Source organism: Legionella norrlandica (assembly GCF_000770585.1).
Taxonomy (GTDB): domain Bacteria; phylum Pseudomonadota; class Gammaproteobacteria; order Legionellales; family Legionellaceae; genus Legionella; species Legionella norrlandica.
Map to the genome: position 1 here is coordinate 54,607 of NZ_JNCF01000001.1, position 18,768 is coordinate 73,374.

The window sequence follows — 18,768 nt, forward strand, 5'->3', positions numbered from 1 at the left end:
GAAAAATGCCATGAATTGATGACATTCACCTTATTATTTCTCATATACATTCCACATGACTCATCTCTTCCAAATTCAGCAAATACTGAACTAACTCATGAAAGCCAGAAGTGTTTCTTTCCTGGATAATATTCATTAATTTCTTTTTCCACAGCTTTGCTCCAGGCAGCCCAAAAACTAAATTAAAAAGAGGTTTTACCAAAATACTTAAAGACACTTCTTTTTTAGCTTCATCGTATAAATAATCCAGATATTCAATTAACACCTGACTACGCTTCACTTGGAAAGATTCAGGATATAAGGCATGATGAATTTCAGCCATTTGATAGGGATTATCACAAGCCAACCTTCCTAACATCACTCCATCTACCTGAGTTAAATGATTTTTTATTTCATCAATAGTCAAAATATTTCCATTAATAACTACAGTAACATGTGGAATTTCTTTTTTTAATTCATAGACATAATCATAATTTACTGGTGGAATAGTTCTATTTTGTTTGGGATTTAAACCATGCAGCCAAGCTTTACGAGCATGCACAATAAGCTTATCACAGCCAGCATCAACCAAATGGAGCGCGAAGGATCTGAAGAATTCATAGCTGTCTTGATTATCTACACCAATCCTCGTTTTAGCTGTGACTGGAATCCTGACTGCTTGTTTTATTTCACGAATACAATCAGCAACATGTGTTGGTTCCCTCATCAAGCAGGCTCCAAATCGCCCTGCTTGTACTTTGTCACTAGGGCAGCCTAGATTCAAATTAACTTCATCAAAACCTTTCTGCTCAGCAATAACAGCACACTTCGCCAAAGCCAATTTATCAGCCCCGCCTAACTGAATCGCGACAGGATGCTCGGCAGAATTAAAATACAAAGCTCTGCCGGGGTTATTTTGAATAGCGCCTGTCGTCTGCATTTCAGTATATAAAAGCGCGTGGGGGGCCAGTAATCGCATCAGTGTACGGAAATGGCTATTAGTCCAATCGATCATTGGTGCTATGGATAACTTGGATTTGATACTATTTACCACATTCAATACAAATCAAAATAAATATATTATAACCCGTTGTTTGGGGAATATACAAAAAAACTAAAAGATTGGGCTTTAAGCTGCAATTTATTATGAATAACTCGAATTATAGGGCATGAATTTTATTCATGACGGGCTTACTGCACAATATTCATGGCCTGAATAAGCAATTGCAACTTTGTTCTACCCTGATAAAAATTAATATCGAGTTTGTAGGCCGCATGAATGTGCTTAATCCGATGATTTGGCCAAGATTTTGAGTCTATATTAAATGCAATGGCATCCAGTGGATCACCGCCTTGCACCGAGACTAATGTCATTCTTAAATGATTTTTTCCAACAATTCTCTGATCCAGAATTTCAAATACATTATCAAACACTGGCTCCGCGAATAATTGTCCCCAAGGGCCTGCTTGTTGTATTAAATGAGCTGTTTCCAAATTCATCTCTTGCGGTTGCAATGGCCCATCTGTCCATATTTCTCCTTCGCATTGTGATAAATCAAGATGCTTTAGAACCTCGAACACAAAAGCATCGCGAAAACTACCCAATAATTCCGGTTTAATACTTAAGCCTGCGGCCATGGCATGACCACCGAATTTAATTATTAAACCAGGATGATCCTTATCAACAGCAGCCAGCACATCTCTAATGTTTAAATCAGGAACAGAGCGCGCCGATCCTTTCAACTCTTCCTCACTAACCGATGCAAACGCAATAACAGGGCGATGATACCTTTCCTTCATTCTTCCAGCCAAAATGCCTATAACTCCTTGGTGCCAGGTTTTATCATGAAGGCATAAAGCCACAGGCAAGTGCTTGTTAGGTTCACTATTAATGGATAATTTATCCAGAGCAAGCATCGCTTGCTCTTTCATTTCTAACTCTATTTGTCTTCTTTCCTGATTTAATTCATCCAATTGCTGACAAAAATCCCTCGCCTTTTTAGGATCAGAAGTAATTAAACATTCAATACCAAGTGACATATCATCTAGCCGGCCTGCCGCATTGAGTCTTGGTGCAATAGCAAAACCAAGATCAGCTTCTCTAAGCTTAGAAAGCTCTCTGCCGGAGATCTCAATTAAAGCTTTAATGCCCTCTCGGCATTGTCCTTGACGAATACGTATCATCCCTTGATTAACCATGATTCTGTTATTCTGATCCAGTCCACAACATCTGCCACAGTTCCCAATGCTACCAAATCCAGAAAACTGGCCATATTGGGTTCCAATATATTCATTTCGCTAAACCAGTTACTATTGGAAAGGTGTCTACGCAAAGCAAGCATCACATAAAAAATAACCCCAACCCCTGCGATCGACTTGCTTGGGAACAAACAATCAGGCTGATTAGGATTAACGATAGCACAGGCACCAGGGAGTGATTCAGCAGGCAGATGGTGATCAGTAATGAGTACATCAATTCCCATTTGATTGGCTGTTTCTACTCCTTCAAAACTGGCTATACCGTTATCGACAGTAATAATTAAATGAGGATTCCATTTGCTTGCGACCTCTACAATCGCAGGAGTAAGTCCATAACCAAACTCAAAGCGATTAGGTACCAAATATTCAACAAACTTAGCTCCCATAGCTCGCAAGGCTGTGATCGCCAAAGCAGTAGAAGTTGCTCCGTCGGCATCAAAATCACCGATAATGAGAATACGTTGCTCTGAGCGTAGCGCCTTCTCAAGTCGCAAGCAGGCTTTGTTAATATCTTTTAAAGAATGAAATGGTAATAATGTTTGCAATTGCTTATCCAACTGAGATTCATTCCTAATACCACGTGTCACATAAATACGTTTTAGTACGTCAGGTATATTGGGTAAATCTACAATGTGCTCAGGTTGTTGTCGTTGTTTAATCAGCATGCGTCAGACTTCTCCAAAATCGAGTAAACCAGTTGTGTTTAGTGCGAATAAAAGCGCAGTTATTCCAATACCAATAGGCGTGTATTTTTTTTACTTCAACTTGATGTAATTCACTTAAAGAACTGATGTCTCTCAGTAAAATGATTTGGAATTCTTTCAAACTCACCGAAGGATTATATAGAGTCACATTTGAAGAGCACCCTTGAGCAAGAGAGAAAAATTCTTTATCGGTGCAAATAGGTATTGTTTTTTTAGTTCCCAATTTGGCTCCACCCCAAGCCCATATGCCATTTATTAATGATTCTCGAAAGTGAGATGCAAAAAACATCTGGCTTTCAGTAAAAAATTTTTGCCAATACAAAGTAGGATCTAATTGAGCTAACTCCGGCATTAACGATTTATTTTGTATTTGATAAACTGGTTTTGCATGAAGATAGGGCATGTTATCAACACGGAGTAGCCAGGTAAACGCATCATGAAAATAAAGTGTCATTCCTTCTTCTGCCAAATAAGCAGAATATAGCTCAAACCAATGCTTAGCCTCTTGATCAGTCCATTGCAAATCTCCATTAATTGCTACAATCATTGCATCATTATGTGATGCATTCCAATGTATGGGAGTTAAAACAACCCAATCTCCCTCGAGGGAATGGCTGGATTTTAATAATTCCCCAATGGGAGGATTATTTGCCTCATAACCGCAACAAACTAACAAATTAAGGATCGCTGATCCTTGTGATTTTAGCTGTTTTTCATCATCGCTATTGCAGCTACCTTCTGTATTTATAATGACATCCATTGTTAAACAGCCTTAAGCAATCCATCTCTTTTAAATAATGCCTTTAAATTTCTTAACGCTTGTCTGATTCTGTCTTTATTTTCAATTAATCCAAATCGGACATAGCCATCACCTTGCTGCCCAAAACCTATACCTGGCGAAACAGCAACCTGGGCTTCCTTCAATAAATACTTGCTAAACTCCAATGAACCCATAGAGCGGTAATTAAGAGGAATAGGAGCCCAAACAAACATAGTGCCCTTGGGTTTGCTAACCTCCCATCCAATATCATTTAGCCCATCACATAAAAGATTGCGGCGTTTCTCATAAAGCTCTCGTATATCCTTTACACAATCATCCGAGCCCTCCAAAGCAGCAATCGCAGCAACCTGAATAGGAGTAAAGGTACCATAATCCAAATACGATTTGATGCGCGTCAAAGCGGCAACAAGTTCTTCATTACCACAAGCAAAACCAACACGCCATCCTGGCATATTATAAGATTTCGACATGGAATATGTTTCAATTGCAATATCAATAGCGCCAGGGACTTGCAAAATAGAGGGGGCTTTGTAACCATCAAAAACGATATCGGCATAAGCCAAATCGTGGATAATCCAAATATTATTGCGTTTGGCAAGATCAACTACTTTTTCAAAAAAATCATATTCAACACAATGAGTACTTGGATTAGCGGGGAAATTTAACACTAAAGCTTTGGGTTTTGGCCAGGTTCTGGTAATAGCATCTTCTACTGCGGTTAAAAATTGAATTTCATCAATTAAAGGAATTTGCTTTACATTAGCCCCTGCAATAATAAACCCATAAGTATGGATAGGGTAAGCCGGATCAGGGACCAGAATAGTATCACCAGGACCAGAAATTGCCAGTGCTAAATGAGCAAGGCCTTCTTTAGACCCTATGGTGGCCAATACCTGTGTTTCACTGTCTAAATGCACATCATAATGTCGACGATACCATGTTGCCATAGCCCGACGTAATCTTGGTATCCCTTTTGACATAGAGTATCTGTGGGTATCAGGTCGTTGTGCTACTTCTATAAGCTTGCTCACAATATGAGGCGGGGTTGGTTGATCAGGATTCCCCATACCAAAATCTATGACGTCTTCTCCTCGTGCCCGCGCTTCAGTCTTAAGTTGATTTATCGTATTAAATACATAAGGGGGCAAGCGTTTAATGCGCGGAAATTGGCTCATAATATTGACCTCTGTGATATACTGTTAGTCACTATAACCTAATGATTTTTTTAAAACCATGAATATCAATCTAGAAAATGCTGAAGAACATGCCGTGCAAGCTTACAGCGATAAAAAAATTCAGATTAATTCCATAGTTTATGAAGCTAGTTTAATTGTTTCCCGCAAAGAAATCATTACTGATTTTGCAATTAAAGACATCCTAGAAATTAATGATCACTATATTGATTTATTATTAAGAAGCAATCCTGAACTCATTATTATTGGACATCATCAGACTGGTAGAATGTTGCCAATTACCCTAATCAGTGAGTTATCTCAAAAAAGAATAGGTATAGAATGTATGTCTATAGGAGCAGCTTGTCGAACTTATAATGTTTTATTGGGAGAAAACAGGGCTGTCGTTGCCGGGCTTATTTTGTAGCCTGCGCCGTCAACGCCCCCTAAAATATAAAAATTATAATTGTCTTCTTGCTTCCAACACATTAGGAATTTGTTCCAATTTAGTTAACAGGCGCGATAAGCTGTTTAAGCCGTCAATTTCAACCGTTAGTGTAATGTAAGCCATATTTTCATGTTTGTTACTCTGAGTTTGCAAAGCATACACATGGGCTCTTTCATTGGAAAGCAAAGAAGTCAAATCCTTTAATAGCTCTGATCGATCAAATGCTTTAATGAGAACATCCACAACATAATTCTCTCGTGTTGCGCTACCCCAATTCACCTGAATAAATCGCCGCTTTTGCCTCTCACTGGCATGAATAATATTGGGACAATCTTTCCTATGTACTGATACCCCTCTTCCAATAGTGATATACCCTACTATTTCATCACCAGGGACAGGTTGGCAACACCTTGCCATAAAAGTCAATAAATTTCCAACGCCTTCAATGCGAAGATCACTACCCGTTACTTCTGGTTTATGTTGGTGCCTTATAAATTTCTGTAAATTTTGCTCAGAAGTATCAGGGGGTGTCAATCGATTGATAATCTGTCCTATTTTAATGTCGCCACGCCCCAAATTGGCATAAAGATCGTCTAGTTTTTTATAATTCAGGGCGCTAATAACTTCATTAAGTTTATCTGATTTTATGCCTAAAGATTTTAGCTCTTTCTCTAATAATTCGCGGCCATCGCGTACATTATCCTCATAATCCTGCATTTTAAACCAATGTAATACTTTGGCTTTGGCTCTTGCTGTCTTTAAGTAATTCAAATGAGGATTAATCCAATCTCGTGAGGTTTAATTTCCTTTCCCGCCAACACTTCCACACGATCCCCTGTTTTTAGTTGGTAGGTCAGCGGGACAATGTGGCCATTAATTTTGGCACCGCGGCATCGATGTCCTAAATCGCTATGAACATGGTAAGCAAAATCCAGGGGTGTCACTCCGTGAGGCAAATCGAGAACATCACCATCCGGAGTAAAAACATAGACTCTGTCTTCAAGAAATTCCGTCGTAATATTTTCGGAAACACCTTTATTGGTAGCCATTTCCTTATGCCATGCCAATACATCTCTTAACCATTCAATTTTTCGTTCATGGCTTTCTTTTTGAGATACCCCACCTTCCTTGTATTTCCAATGCGCAGCTACTCCCATTTCTGCTAAATCATGCATATGGAAAGTTCTTATTTGCACCTCAAAAACTCTTCCTTCAGGGCCTTCTACTGCTGTATGAAGAGACTGATAACCATTAGGTTTTGGATTAATAATATAATCATCGAACTCGGCTGGAATTTGTTTCCATAAAGTATGAACCATACCTAACACTTCGTAACATTGCGCCTCGGTATCGACCAGAACACGAACTGCTGTAGCATCGTATATCTCATCAAGTGAGACATTTTTACGCTTCATTTTTTTATAAATACTATGAATATGTTTCGAGCGTCCGTAAACAGCAAAATGATGAGCTCCAGTAGCCCGAATTTGATGCTCAAGTTGTTCAACAATTTTGTTAACAAAGTTATCTCTCTCCAACCGTTTGGCCTTCAATCCTTTGGCAATTTCTTTATATTCTTCCGGATGCAAATAACGAAAAGCCAAATCTTCCATTTCCCACTTAATGGCACCTATCCCTAATCGGTTGGCCAAAGGAGCATAAATTTCCATAGCTTCTGTTGCAATCTGCTTGCGCACTATTTCAGAGAGATGTCCGGCTGTCCTTAAAACACACAGGCGTTCCGCGAGCTTGATTAAAACGACCCGAACATCATCCACCATTGCCAACAACATTTTACGGATATTATCAATTTGATTTTTATTTTGTGGGTATTTATTCAGAGCCTGCAAATTATGCATGGCACTCATTTTTTCTATACCTTTGACCAATTTGGCAATATTGTGACCCAATTGTTCTTCTACATCTTCGATAGATAAATCGGCGTAGTGAACATTTTCAAAAATAATTGCTGCAGCTAAAGTTTCTTGGTCAACTTCCAAGTCAGCAAGTAAATCGGCCATTGACAACCCTTGTTGCAAACAAGTTTGTCCTGTTTCAGTAGCATGATCCTGACCCGCCAATTGGCTTAAAGTACAAGCATTTCGTATGAGTTCAAGATTATCCAAATACCCTTTTGAGCTGAGATGATGTAACCACAGCTCTACATCAATACTGCCATCGGAAGTCAAAGGAGTAGTATCTTTTACTCTTACCATACGTATTATCCTTTTTGAAACAAGGCTATAGACTCAACATGCGCTGTGTGCGGAAACATATCCATGACTCCAGCAGTTACCAAAACGTAACCTTTTTGATTAACCAATACATCCGTATCACGGGCTAATGTTACCGGATTACAAGATACATATACTATACGCTCAGGATTGATTGAATCTATTTGCTTCACAATTTCAAGCGCGCCCGACCTGGGTGGATCAATTAAAACTTTATTAAAAGAAGCATTAACTATATTTTTTACTTCCGTTACATCATCAAGATTGGCGGCATAAAAGTCGACATTATTAATATGATTGACCATTGCATTCATATAGGCTCTATCAACCATATTTTTACTGCCTTCGACTCCTACTACCCTAAAACAAGATTTAGCCATAGGAAGTGAAAAATTTCCCAGCCCACAAAATAAGTCTAGCACTATATCAGAGCTTTTTAACTCCATTAATTGGATTGCCTGAGCCACCATTTTTCTATTTAATTCAGCATTCACTTGAGTAAAATCATTAGGGTGGAATTGAAAAGTAATTTCATAGTCTGGTAGATGATAAGTTAAATAATCATCAGCATGAGATGGGTAAAAACAAAAAACCGAGTCAGGTCCCCCTGGCTGCAGAAAAATTTTATATTCATATTGCTTGGCGAATTCCTGAATCTTTAATTCATCTTGAACAGTTAGTGGTGATAAATTTCTAAATATCAAAGCTACTTCATTATCTCCCGCAGCCACCTCAATTTGAGCTATGCAATGCTTGTCATCCAGAGAGTCAATTAATTTTCTTAAATGCACAATATCAGTATCTAGTTTTTTATTAAGTACAGGACATTGAGTAATCTCTGTAATATATCTTGGATTATTTCGTTCGCGGAATCCCACCATAGAAGCCTGTTTTTTTTCTACAAACCGAGTACTTAAGCGAGCTTTGTTTCTATAATTCCAAGGGTTACAAGTTAAAGGAGATAATACGGTTTGAGGTTGAGTATGGCCATAACGAGATAACAAATCCAAAAGCTGTAATTGTTTAAACTGGATTTGTTCCTCCGCACTCAGATGTTGTAAAGAACAACCTCCGCACATTTGGTAATGAGGACACTTAGGTTCAACCCGTAAAGGGGAAGGATGAACAATGGATAATAATCTACCTCATCAAAATCTTTTTTTATTCGAGTGTACTGAAATTCAACCATCTCATCTGGTAATGCTCCTTGAATAAAAGTAGCTTTGCCATTAATTCGCGCCACACCTTTTCCATCATGACTTAAATTAACAACTTGAGCAGTTTGCGGGTCAAGGCTTGGTTTGGATTTAGCTTTACTCATGGAATAGTTCTCAAATAAATTATCACTTATAAAAATCTCATGCTACATTTTTAGATGTGCCATATGGATATAAAAACAAGTAATGCCCATACAATGGGCTCATTAGTTAAGGGAATACATAATGTTAAAGAATATCACACGAGCTTTGTCTTTGTCATTGTTAGTAACCCATAACCTCTCTGCAAATGAAGCCTCATCAATAAAGACATTCACCCCTCCAACCACAACTCAATTGTTAGAAAAATTTGGAGCAGGCTTTGCTAATCTTGAACATAAGACAATCGGGGATTTGGTTACTCTTTATTTGCCTAACGCCAATACAAGTGGTGAATCAGTCAAACTAACGTTACCCAATGGAATTCAATTAAGTTATGGGGACATCATTATGTATGGGGGAGATATATTCGGAAGTCCAGAAACTCCCATCTCAAACTGTGCTGAAAAAGACAGGTTAACTTGTTTTCAGGCCCAGTTTGATGCTCTTGGAACTGTGGGAAAAAAGCAAGACAAAAGTTGTTCAAATCCATTCAATCAAATAAGTTATCTGAATCAATACTTTGTAAAACTGGCCAATGAACTAGAACAAGCTCATCAAAATGGAACTAGTGATTGGGACTATTATAAGCAGCATGAAACGAACATCAGTAAGGAACTTAATAAGCTAACTTGTGGAGGCAGCATTGTCAGTGCGTTTCTCCCTTTTGGTAATTACATTAAGTTAGCCCAAGTCAATTATGATCATTTTATCCCTGACTCACTGATAGCCTACAAAACTGGGCATAGGGTTGCTTTGGAAACTGCACTGCTGGGCTATAAAAAAAGACAAGAAGGCCTTGTTAAGGAAGCCAATAAGCTGCTTGAATTAGCCTACGCACAAAACGCATTTGCAAACCATTATTTAACTGATTCTTTTTCAGCAGGACATATGCGTACTCCACGGCGAGCCATAGGGAAAGACATTTTACTCCCTGCCGTACTCAACCTTCTCATCGCCAATTTAATGCACAATGAAGATAATAAGCACGGTTTAAATGTTGTGAATGCAGAGGGGACAAGCTGGTTTGCCTATGGAGATGGTTATTTATATAAACCTGAAGCGGAATTACAAAGAGCCGTGATGTTAGACGCCATGCAACGCTCCGCTGATGGTATTTATAATACTTTTATGACAGGAGTTATCCCGGAACATTATGCCGAGATGGATGTATTCCCTGATTATAGTTTAATTGAACAACTTAACGATTCAGCCCCTTTATTCAAAGTTGAAAATGGAACTCTGCTCAAACGAGTTAAAAATAAAGATTATTATGATCATCACTGGACAAAATACTGGAGCGGTTTAGTTACTTTAATTGAATTTCAAATTGATAAAATTTAGTAGACTTCTTTCAAATCTCGCAGCCATGAGAGAAGTAACATTATGAATAAAAATATTATTATGTTTATTGTCTCCAGTGCCATGTTTATGGAGGCCATTGATACTACAATACTCAATACGGCTATTCCTGTCATGGCCAGGAGTTTGAAGGTCTATCCAATCGATCTGAAACTTGCTCTTATCAGTTATCTTTTAAGCTTGGCAGTCTTTATCCCCATCAGTGGCTGGATAGCTGATAAATACGGAGTTAAAACAGTATTTATGACGGCTATTGGTGTATTTACCTTAAGTTCTTTATGGTGTGGTTTTACTCAAAGTCTCTGGGAACTCGTTTTGGCCAGAATTGTCCAAGGTATAGGCGGATCGCTAACTATGCCCGTTGGACGTCTGATTATTTTAAGAACGTGCAAACGCCAGGAATTAATTACCAAAATGACCATTGTTATCATGATAGCCTCGTTAGGAATGCTGCTCGGTCCTCTTCTGGGGGGTATTATTACCGATCATTTTTCTTGGCGCTGGATATTTTGGGTCAATATTCCTGTTGGCATACTTGCTGTTATTCTATCTTATAAGCTCTTACCAACCATGCCACCCAAATTGGTCCCACCTTTAGATAAGTTAGGATTTATACTTTTTGGAAGTGGCTTGGCCTCCTTGACCTGGGCCTATCTATGTTTAGCGAAAGCGAAATAGGTCTTACCTATACTGCTGTAATTATTACTTTATCGATACTGTTATTAGTCGGTTATACCAAGCATTCTCGCCGAAAAAAACATCCCATTGTAAAAGTTAGTTTATTTAAGACAAGAACGTTTTATATTTCTGTATTGGGCAACTTATTAGGACGTTTAAGTTTTGGAGGAACTCCTTTTTTATTGCCCCTACTATTTCAAATAATTCTAGGATATTCACCTCGATTATCGGGTATGTTACTTGCTCCTGTTGCGCTTGGTGTCTTCATCGCAAAGCCGTTATCTTTCTCCATATTGAGCCTATTAGGTTATAAAAAAACTCTGATTTTAAACACTATTTTAGTAAGTTTTTCTTTATGGTCTTTTATTGCTATCAAACCAGCTACCTCAATTTATCAAATTGGTTTTATGACTTGTATTTATGGCTTCTTTATTGCATTGCAATATACCGCAATGAACTCTCTTGCTTATGCAAATATCGATGAAAATGATACCGGTTATGCAACAAGCATCATGAGCACTGTCCAGCAATTATCTCAAAGTTTTGGGGTTGCAATATCAGCGGCGTTTATAACAATCTTTGCTTCCCTGCAGTCAGAGCATCTCGTTTTAACACTTAAAATTTTCCAATTCACCTTTTTATCACTAGGGATATTGACTTTTCTATCTGGAATAATTTTTATCAACTTAAAAACGGGTGATGGAAAAGAATTAATTAAAACTCAACTTTAAAAGAAATACCGGGGTTAACTACTAGATTTTCTCCAGGCATCACTGCCTACCCTATGGTGAATCCACCAATTGGGTAGGAATGCCCCTATTGCCACTACTCCTGGCTTGAAAAATAATTATTCAAAATTTGTAGAGTGATTGGTTTCAAAAGGGCACTGCCGTATGGCAACAAAGGGGTATTCGCGCCAAATTTTTGCATGGGCACGGGTTCTTTATCTGTCAAATTGCTAACAAAAATATATCGTGCCTTACCCTTTTCAATAAACCCTACGAACCAACCATCTCGCAATCTACTGGGATTGGTTTGTCTTTCATTTCGTCCATGCCGACCAGAACCAGTCTTACCATAATACGACGCCCCATTTTCCAATTTCCCCAAATACATATTTTTACAAGTATTCTTTATCGCCTCTGGAGTAAGGGGTAATTCATGGTTTAACATGGCTTTTAAGAAAGTAAGCTGCTCCATCGCTGATATTTTTAGACTACTACTTAACCAGGCATGAGTAAGACCATTATTTTTACCAGGATCCCCACTAAAATCCTGATTACCATAATCGAAGCCGGCCAAATAATATTTGATTCGCCCATCCCCCATTTGTCGCGTAATCTGCTGAGACACCCAAACAACAGAATACTTAAGCCAACTTTCTGGAGTTTGGTCATGATTCCAGTCCACTAAATCTTCTTTGACGCCATCCCATTTAAAGACCGTATGTTGATTGATAATACCTTGATTAAATGCCATTAAGGATAAGGGAATTTTAAAAGTAGAATCAGGAGCTATTCTTTCTGAGCATCGCTGATTTGGATTATATTCGCTTACAATTTTATGGTTATTTAAATCGTAAAGAATGAAGCAAGCATGGTATTTTTTAAATAATTTGGAATAATCTGATTCTTTTGTGGCCCATATTGATGTATTTATGAAACATGCTACCAAGAATAAAGCTATTAATTTTTTCATGAAAAGCTCACTGAGGTTTTATAGATATTTATGAAATGGCATACTTGGGAATAGCGTAACAGCGTACCATGTGTGGATGTCAGACTCGTAGCCTGACATCCAATTTCCTAACTTCTGCTCTGAAGAAGCAAGCGAATTTAAGGTATATTCAATACTCAAAGAGCTCATTCTTAGGAACTAACGGATACAGCAGATGAGTTCAGCGCATTATACTCAAGCGACTCCTTTAAGGCAGAAAGGTTTCTTTGGCACTTTATGAAATCAACATCTTTAGAAAACATTGTTGGTTTGGTAGAAAACACATCCTCTATTCCGAATACCATTTCAATAAAATTATTAATATGCGCTTTTAATTGATTCCAAAAGCCGGGGGCTGACTCTAAAGAAGGCTTGTATTTGTGGATAATATTCGTACATTTATCGACCAGTATATATTGATTTATTGGAGCATGGGGATATCTCAACTGGGAGTCCTCATCCAAAGCAATCCGGAGATCACGAAGAAAATTCTCGGCAGCATCTATCACTTGCCTTTCAAGTTTTGCTCTATTGGCATTCAAAATTTGCTCAACACGCAAACACAAGCGATTTGCTGCCTTATGAACCTGACTTTCATCATTCAGTTCATCCGCTACTTCAATAATAAATTTTTCTCCCTTGTCCAAAGCTTTTCTAAACCAACCAGGCATAATCATGCTCCATCATTTAAAACAATGCTCAATTATACGGCATTAAGGCCTAGACTATCAATGAGTAGATTTCGCTCCAATCAGAAGAAAAGTAAAATTTTGTAAAATTACTTTAAGAGCCTAAATATTGAGAAATAATCTTTGCAACAGGAGCTGGGTTATCCATGTGCACGTGATGCCCCCCCTGCACCCTGTGTATGGTTAAATCTCTTATTGATTGTGCCCTGCCTTCAAAAATAGCCTGAGGATAAGACACTCCCTGGTCAGCAAGAATAAGACAAACTGGTACCTCAATACCACGAAGCATAGCCCTCGTTTCATCCTCATGAGGGATAGTGGAACTAATGCATCGTAAGCGAGGGTCAAAAGTCCAAACCCATCCTTCCTCAATTCGCTTCGTACCTCGCCGAACTAGCGCTTGAGCGGCCTGATAACTGACATTGCCTATAGCCATACGATCTTTTATAGCAGAATCCTGGCTGGCAAACACAGATCTTTGATGTTGACCGTAGGTCAAATAGGTTTCGATATTCAAAGGCAAATAAGAAACACTGTTTTCAATAATATGAACTGTTGGTCCTAAAATATCCAAAAACACAAGCTTCCTAACTTGTTTTGGCTGATAAATAGCTATCACATTGGCCAAAAAAGAGCCCAACGAATGCGCGATAATATCAAAATACTTCCATCCCAATGCTTTGATAACATGACACATCAAAAAAGCATCATTTTTCCAATGAGGGACAACTCCATCAGGATAGTGACTGGATAATCCTGTTCCCGGATAATCTACAGCGACTAATTGCCTGTCGGCTAATAACGGCGCTAACAAATCAAAACTTGCCGCATTATCCAATTTACCATGCAAACAGAGTACTGGATTAGAATTTTCGGGGTTCCAGATTTTAAGGGCAATACTAAAACCGCAAAATGTAATCTTTCTTTCTTCATAAGCCGCCAAAATCAATTCCTTTCTGCAGTTAAAATAAAAAATAGGATGTAATAAAACAACTTTCATGGAAATTCTTTCGTGAGACTTATATATACTAATGATCAGCAAGGGTAGGAGTCAATGAAGAGGATGTAGAAGATGTGGCAGGCCCCAAATATCATGCTAAAATAAAATACAAGGCCTTAAGAAAAAAGCATTTATTTTGTTTAAGAACTCAACCAATATATTCTTGATGTAACGGAACTAATTAAGGATATTTAAGCACTTAGGAGCAAATAAAATATTTCAATTGAAATTCATAATGCTGTATCTATAAGAGATAAGGAGAGTATTTTGAGTTTATTACTGAAAAGCCCAGCATTTGACCATAATGAATTAATTCCCGATGAGTTTACCTGTAATGGAGCAGATTACCCCCCTCCTCTGATTTGGGAAGATGCCCCCCAAGATACTAAATCTTTTGTATTAATTATGGATGATCCGGATGCACCAACAGGCATATGGGTTCATTGGGTTTTATTCAACTTACCGGCAAGCTGCGATGAGCTAGACGCTGCTATTGACATACCTGAGCCAGCGATAAGCGGCAAGAACAGCTGGGGCAATACAGGGTATGGCGGACCATGTCCACCTAGCGGAACCCATAGGTATTTTTTTAAATTATATGCCTTAGATATCTTTTTGTCTTTAGATGAAAAATCTACAAAGCAGGATGTAGAATATGCCATGCAAGGTCATATTCTTGAATCAAGCGAACTCATAGGCAAGTATTCCAAACGATAAAAGCCCGGTGAATTTTTTCCTGCCTTTGATCAGCAAGCAGTATTAGCGCAGAGTAATTCGAGGAGCTACGCACTACAATCTAATTTTTTTGTTGAATTAACTACTTCTTCTTTCTCAGGTGTTGGTTGGAAGAATGCTGAGGCATTTTGCAAATTAGGTGATTTAGGAAATTTTCCAATAATATATTGATATAAATTACTCTGCTCTTGTTCAAGCACTACACGTTTTCTGCGATCATTTTCTAAAGCATCATTATGAATTTTTACAGAGTCGATTTTCTTATTCCTGTCAATTACCCCTTCCCTATTTACCGAATGAAAATCCTCTATTAGGAATTCCTGTCTCAAATTAATATAATTTCCTATTGGAGATTCAATATCTAATAATTTTCCAGGAGTGACATTATTTTGTTCTAGATAGGTATTGATCTCACAACACAGTCTAAAAATCATATCCCTGTCAAAATTTTCAGGAATATAAATAGTAAATTGATCACCATCTAACAAACGTTGCCCATCTTTAATTAGTATTGTTATGCGAGTAAGGATTTTCTCTATGTCGGTTTTATCAGGAATTGAATCAATTCTACAGCCAAAATAATCGTTGATAGCACACAGAAAATTATTCTCCCAATCCAAGCCGGGTTTTTCATTTTTCGCAACCATGTTTTTATATTCAGCAATCCACTGGACTATTTGAACCTCAGAATTCATCTTATCTCTTAATGTATTATCATCAATAAACTTGAAATCATTTATTGCCCCACCTTCAAGATGGGTGATAATAATTTCTTTTATCTTTTCTTTGTGCTTAGTGTATTCTTCATTTTGTAATGAAACATGAAGTTTGTAGGGACTCTGCTCAAGAATTTCAGGTGTTAGTTGATCAGCATCATATAAATCCAATTCCCATGCTTTTTTCTGCATTTTTTTAAGGTATGATTTCTCTTGGCATCCAACAAATACACTTTCTGCTAATTCTATTATAATGTGTTTGCGCATTGTTTTCCTTTAGAAGGTTGGCTGAAGCAGACATTCTAATACAATATAGTACAAACAACAATCATTTTGAGTCAATACAGATCTTTGTGTAGTGTTTTTACTATCATAATACGTTAACAATCCATTAGGTTAGACTTGATTTTACCTGTATTAGTATGTTACCGAGTGAGCTTTAAAATAATCCTTAAAATTACTCATCTGCCATAGATAAACATATGGCATACCAAGGTCAGAAAGCAATTTTTAACAGCCTCACAATAGCACCAAATGCTTTTTCGTATAAATTAGTTGATAACAACAATACAAATAAAATGATATAGCCCAAACATTTATCAAATAAAGTTGAAACACAAGTTGAATTAAAATCTTTCCATTTTTTTGAGGTGGTTAATGCAGCAAAAAGTGGCCCTAAAAATGCTATAACTGCCATCCACAGCGCCCAATATCCGGCTTGATAACCTAATGAAGCCATAGCAATAAGCGCCATTGGGTTTATTTCTGTCATTACCAATGTAGAAACTAAAGGGAACACACTTGTTTGTTTACCAGCAGTAACATATTCCATTTGGTTTTTTGCCTTTCGTGCTCTTGAAATAAAAATAACTGTGAGCAAAAAAAACACCATTGAAATAAAATTAATCATTTAATCCTGAATTATGATCATTGAGAAGCATCTTCATGCAATTCACACCATTTACAATCGATAGCTCGTGATTTAGGTATTGGCTATAATAGTCATTATTGATAGAAAATATTACTTTTTCGTAACTCCCCAGGTACATCAATAGCCTCCTCTCCACTGCGCGCGTAGCGCGTGGGGGAGAGGATTGAGGAGAGGGGGATTATAAAAAATGTCGCGAAGCGACCATCATTTATGTTGTCACGAGCAGAGGAAGTCTAGATGAGAAGGCCTTATGGGTGGACTCCAGAATATCCCATCCTTGCTTTCTAGCCGTACTGATAAATCCACGAATTCTCGCAAAATACTCAGCACCTGCTGCTATACTATAACCAAAAGATACCTTCTGTTTACATTTCACCATAGTAAAAGGGACGCTGGGATCATGCAAAAAGCGAAGCACTCCCTCACGATGATTGTTTAGTCGAAGTAACAGATTGTGTCCATGCTTCTGTTTAGGGCGCCCTTTAATGATCTTTTGAGGCTTTAATGGTGGTTGAGACTCATGCCAGACTAAGGCCTGGGTGATGATGCTATCATAGATGCGCTCTAATCGATTGAGTTGATTTTTAGGAATGGCCTTATCGCCATAGCGATGCCTGCATCGTAGCATCAGCTTTAATAATTTACTCATTCGTGCTGCCCAGATTTCTTTATCATGCTCCACCAATGCTTTAAGTTCTCTGAGATGATGTTGATTGCATAACGCATGAGTAACTCCTGGCATTTGATAATATGGACGCCAATGATCATGTACAACTATACCTTTGACACCATCAATCAACGATTTTCGCTTGGGTGAAAAATGATAATAGGTACAGTCTGGCGTTGATAATATGTGGATCCATTGCGTTTTACCAGACACACGAAACCCTCTTTCATCTAAATTTTTTATCGGAGCTTCTTTTGCTAATACCAAGACATTTAGCTCAAAACGCTGTAGTCGGTTATATGCTCTCTTAGAAAAAGCAGCAATTGATGCGGTAGAGATGGGAAGATTGTACATATCTGCAAATAGTGTCGTGCCTTTGTGGCCACGCTGACCACCACTTTTATTTTTTCCCTGTTCTCTCAATGAGCTTGTACGAGCTGGCTTCTTCAAACCGTCACTTGATGGTGGTTTTGAGCTGTTACTGCTATTGTTATTTAAACGTCGTTTTAATTCGGCAATTCAATCGCTTGTTTTGCCACAAGTGCCTCTAGCTCGGTAATCCGAGTCAGCAATTTGTCAATAATTTCTTCATAATTTCTTCATAATTTCTTCATAATTTTTCATGAGGTTATTTGATCATAACCACATAATTTTTCAAGTCTTTTTTTATTTGGTAGTCGCTTCGCGACATTTTTTATAACCCCCCTCTCCTCAATCCTCTCCCCCACGCGCTACGCGCGCGGGGAGAGGAGGCTATTGATGTACCTGGGGAGTTACGATTTTGTTTGAACTTTACAGATTATTCTATTAACTGAATTGTCATCATCAAGCTATGGGTATTAAAATCCAGCAGAGATAGCCTAGTTGCTTAGTGCATTTTCATGGGCACTCACCAAGCAATCAGGCTACTTACTAATACGACTACAATGTTTATCAACCGCATCGATGTAATGTGGCTTTTTCTGGAGCATAAAACTCCCCTCCAGGTATAGTTAATATTTGCCAACTAATTGTATTATTATTGATGTACTTAATCCGCACAGATCCTACTTTCTTACTAGTACCTGATTTTAATTCTAATTTAACGATTTTTTTTTCCGTCTCTTTAAAATTAAAAGCATCTTCAACATCGTCAATCTTCATTCCACGATATGCGACTGTTAAATAAGAACCTCTATATGCATTTGAAATTTTACTTATAATTACTGTAAAAGAATCAATTTCTTTTACTCCATCAAAACACCATTTCCCAGAATAGTCGATCATAGCACCAATTGATTCATTTATATTTAATAAGAATATAATTAAAACATATTGTAATAATTTTTTAAGTCTACTCATA

Annotated in this window: 13 protein-coding genes and 5 pseudogenes; 4 read left to right on the forward strand and 14 right to left on the reverse strand. The window is 37.8% G+C overall.

All coding sequences use genetic code 11. From position 1 onward, the window contains the following. Positions 1-40: 40 nt before the first annotated feature. The 4 genes and pseudogenes from dusA to alaC form a co-directional block, all read right to left on the reverse strand. Positions 41-1,033, reverse strand: a complete 993-nt coding sequence (gene dusA / locus OK13_RS00235) for a tRNA dihydrouridine(20/20a) synthase DusA (protein WP_081964835.1) — start codon at positions 1,031-1,033, stop codon at positions 41-43. Between the two features lie 137 nt (positions 1,034-1,170). Continuing rightward, positions 1,171-2,903: pseudogene (gene recJ, locus OK13_RS00240) on the reverse strand (single-stranded-DNA-specific exonuclease RecJ). Further along, positions 2,893-3,702 (reverse strand): hypothetical protein, encoded by an 810-nt coding sequence (locus tag OK13_RS00245; protein ID WP_035886198.1) that lies wholly within the window; start codon positions 3,700-3,702, stop codon positions 2,893-2,895. The pseudogene recJ and the gene OK13_RS00245 overlap by 11 nt, the downstream one beginning before the upstream one ends. A gap of 2 nt (positions 3,703-3,704) precedes the next feature. Then, entirely contained in the window at positions 3,705-4,898 is a 1,194-nt protein-coding gene (gene alaC, locus OK13_RS00250; RefSeq protein ID WP_035886200.1) for an alanine transaminase, read from the reverse strand. A gap of 58 nt (positions 4,899-4,956) precedes the next feature. On the opposite strand from alaC, the gene OK13_RS00255 reads away from it, so the two are divergent. After that, complete coding sequence (locus OK13_RS00255) at positions 4,957-5,322, forward strand: Mth938-like domain-containing protein (RefSeq protein WP_035886204.1); 366 nt, start codon at positions 4,957-4,959, stop codon at positions 5,320-5,322. A gap of 33 nt (positions 5,323-5,355) precedes the next feature. Here the strand turns inward: OK13_RS00255 and relA are convergent. Both relA and rlmD read right to left on the reverse strand, forming a co-directional pair. Then, positions 5,356-7,559 (reverse strand): annotated as a pseudogene (gene relA / locus OK13_RS00260) (GTP diphosphokinase). A gap of 5 nt (positions 7,560-7,564) precedes the next feature. Next, a pseudogene (rlmD, locus tag OK13_RS00265) lies at positions 7,565-8,898 on the reverse strand (23S rRNA (uracil(1939)-C(5))-methyltransferase RlmD). 121 nt (positions 8,899-9,019) lie between these two features. On the opposite strand from rlmD, the gene OK13_RS00270 reads away from it, so the two are divergent. Together OK13_RS00270 and OK13_RS00275 are read left to right on the forward strand one after the other, a co-directional pair. Further along, positions 9,020-10,276 carry a hypothetical protein gene (locus OK13_RS00270; protein ID WP_035886209.1) on the forward strand — a complete coding sequence of 419 codons (1,257 nt, stop codon included), beginning with the start codon at positions 9,020-9,022 and terminating at the stop codon, positions 10,274-10,276. 42 nt (positions 10,277-10,318) lie between these two features. Beyond that, positions 10,319-11,703: pseudogene (locus OK13_RS00275) on the forward strand (DHA2 family efflux MFS transporter permease subunit). A 94-nt stretch (positions 11,704-11,797) separates the two neighbouring features. Here the strand turns inward: OK13_RS00275 and OK13_RS00280 are convergent. From OK13_RS00280 to OK13_RS00290, 3 genes are all read right to left on the reverse strand, one after another. Then, positions 11,798-12,670: a penicillin-binding transpeptidase domain-containing protein gene (locus OK13_RS00280; RefSeq protein ID WP_035886213.1), complete on the reverse strand. Its 873-nt coding sequence runs from the start codon at positions 12,668-12,670 to the stop codon at positions 11,798-11,800. Positions 12,671-12,840: 170 nt separating this feature from the next. Next, positions 12,841-13,359 (reverse strand): hypothetical protein, encoded by a 519-nt coding sequence (locus OK13_RS00285; protein WP_035886215.1) that lies wholly within the window; start codon positions 13,357-13,359, stop codon positions 12,841-12,843. A gap of 112 nt (positions 13,360-13,471) precedes the next feature. Next, the gene (locus OK13_RS00290; RefSeq protein ID WP_035886392.1) at positions 13,472-14,320 is read right to left on the reverse strand and encodes an alpha/beta fold hydrolase; all 849 of its coding nucleotides are present in this window, start codon (positions 14,318-14,320) and stop codon (positions 13,472-13,474) included. A gap of 324 nt (positions 14,321-14,644) precedes the next feature. On the opposite strand from OK13_RS00290, the gene OK13_RS00295 reads away from it, so the two are divergent. After that, positions 14,645-15,094: a YbhB/YbcL family Raf kinase inhibitor-like protein gene (locus tag OK13_RS00295; RefSeq protein ID WP_035886221.1), complete on the forward strand. Its 450-nt coding sequence runs from the start codon at positions 14,645-14,647 to the stop codon at positions 15,092-15,094. 65 nt (positions 15,095-15,159) lie between these two features. Here the strand turns inward: OK13_RS00295 and OK13_RS00300 are convergent, their stop codons facing one another. The 5 genes and pseudogenes from OK13_RS00300 to OK13_RS00315 all read right to left on the reverse strand — a co-directional run bounded on the left by OK13_RS00300 (position 15,160) and on the right by OK13_RS00315 (position 18,767). Further along, a complete protein-coding gene (locus OK13_RS00300; RefSeq protein ID WP_035886228.1) occupies positions 15,160-16,095 on the reverse strand; it encodes a hypothetical protein in 936 nt (311 codons plus the stop codon). Positions 16,096-16,324: 229 nt separating this feature from the next. Beyond that, entirely contained in the window at positions 16,325-16,738 is a 414-nt protein-coding gene (locus OK13_RS00305; RefSeq protein WP_035886235.1) for an SLC5/6 family protein, read from the reverse strand. A 229-nt stretch (positions 16,739-16,967) separates the two neighbouring features. Beyond that, a complete protein-coding gene (locus OK13_RS00310) occupies positions 16,968-17,780 on the reverse strand; it encodes an IS66 family transposase (RefSeq protein WP_241480303.1) in 813 nt (270 codons plus the stop codon). Positions 17,781-17,789: 9 nt separating this feature from the next. After that, positions 17,790-17,936 (reverse strand): annotated as a pseudogene (locus OK13_RS14920) (DUF6444 domain-containing protein); the annotation flags it as partial. Positions 17,937-18,359: 423 nt separating this feature from the next. After that, the gene (locus OK13_RS00315; protein ID WP_035886250.1) at positions 18,360-18,767 is read right to left on the reverse strand and encodes a hypothetical protein; all 408 of its coding nucleotides are present in this window, start codon (positions 18,765-18,767) and stop codon (positions 18,360-18,362) included. Between the last annotated feature and the right edge of the window lies 1 nt (position 18,768).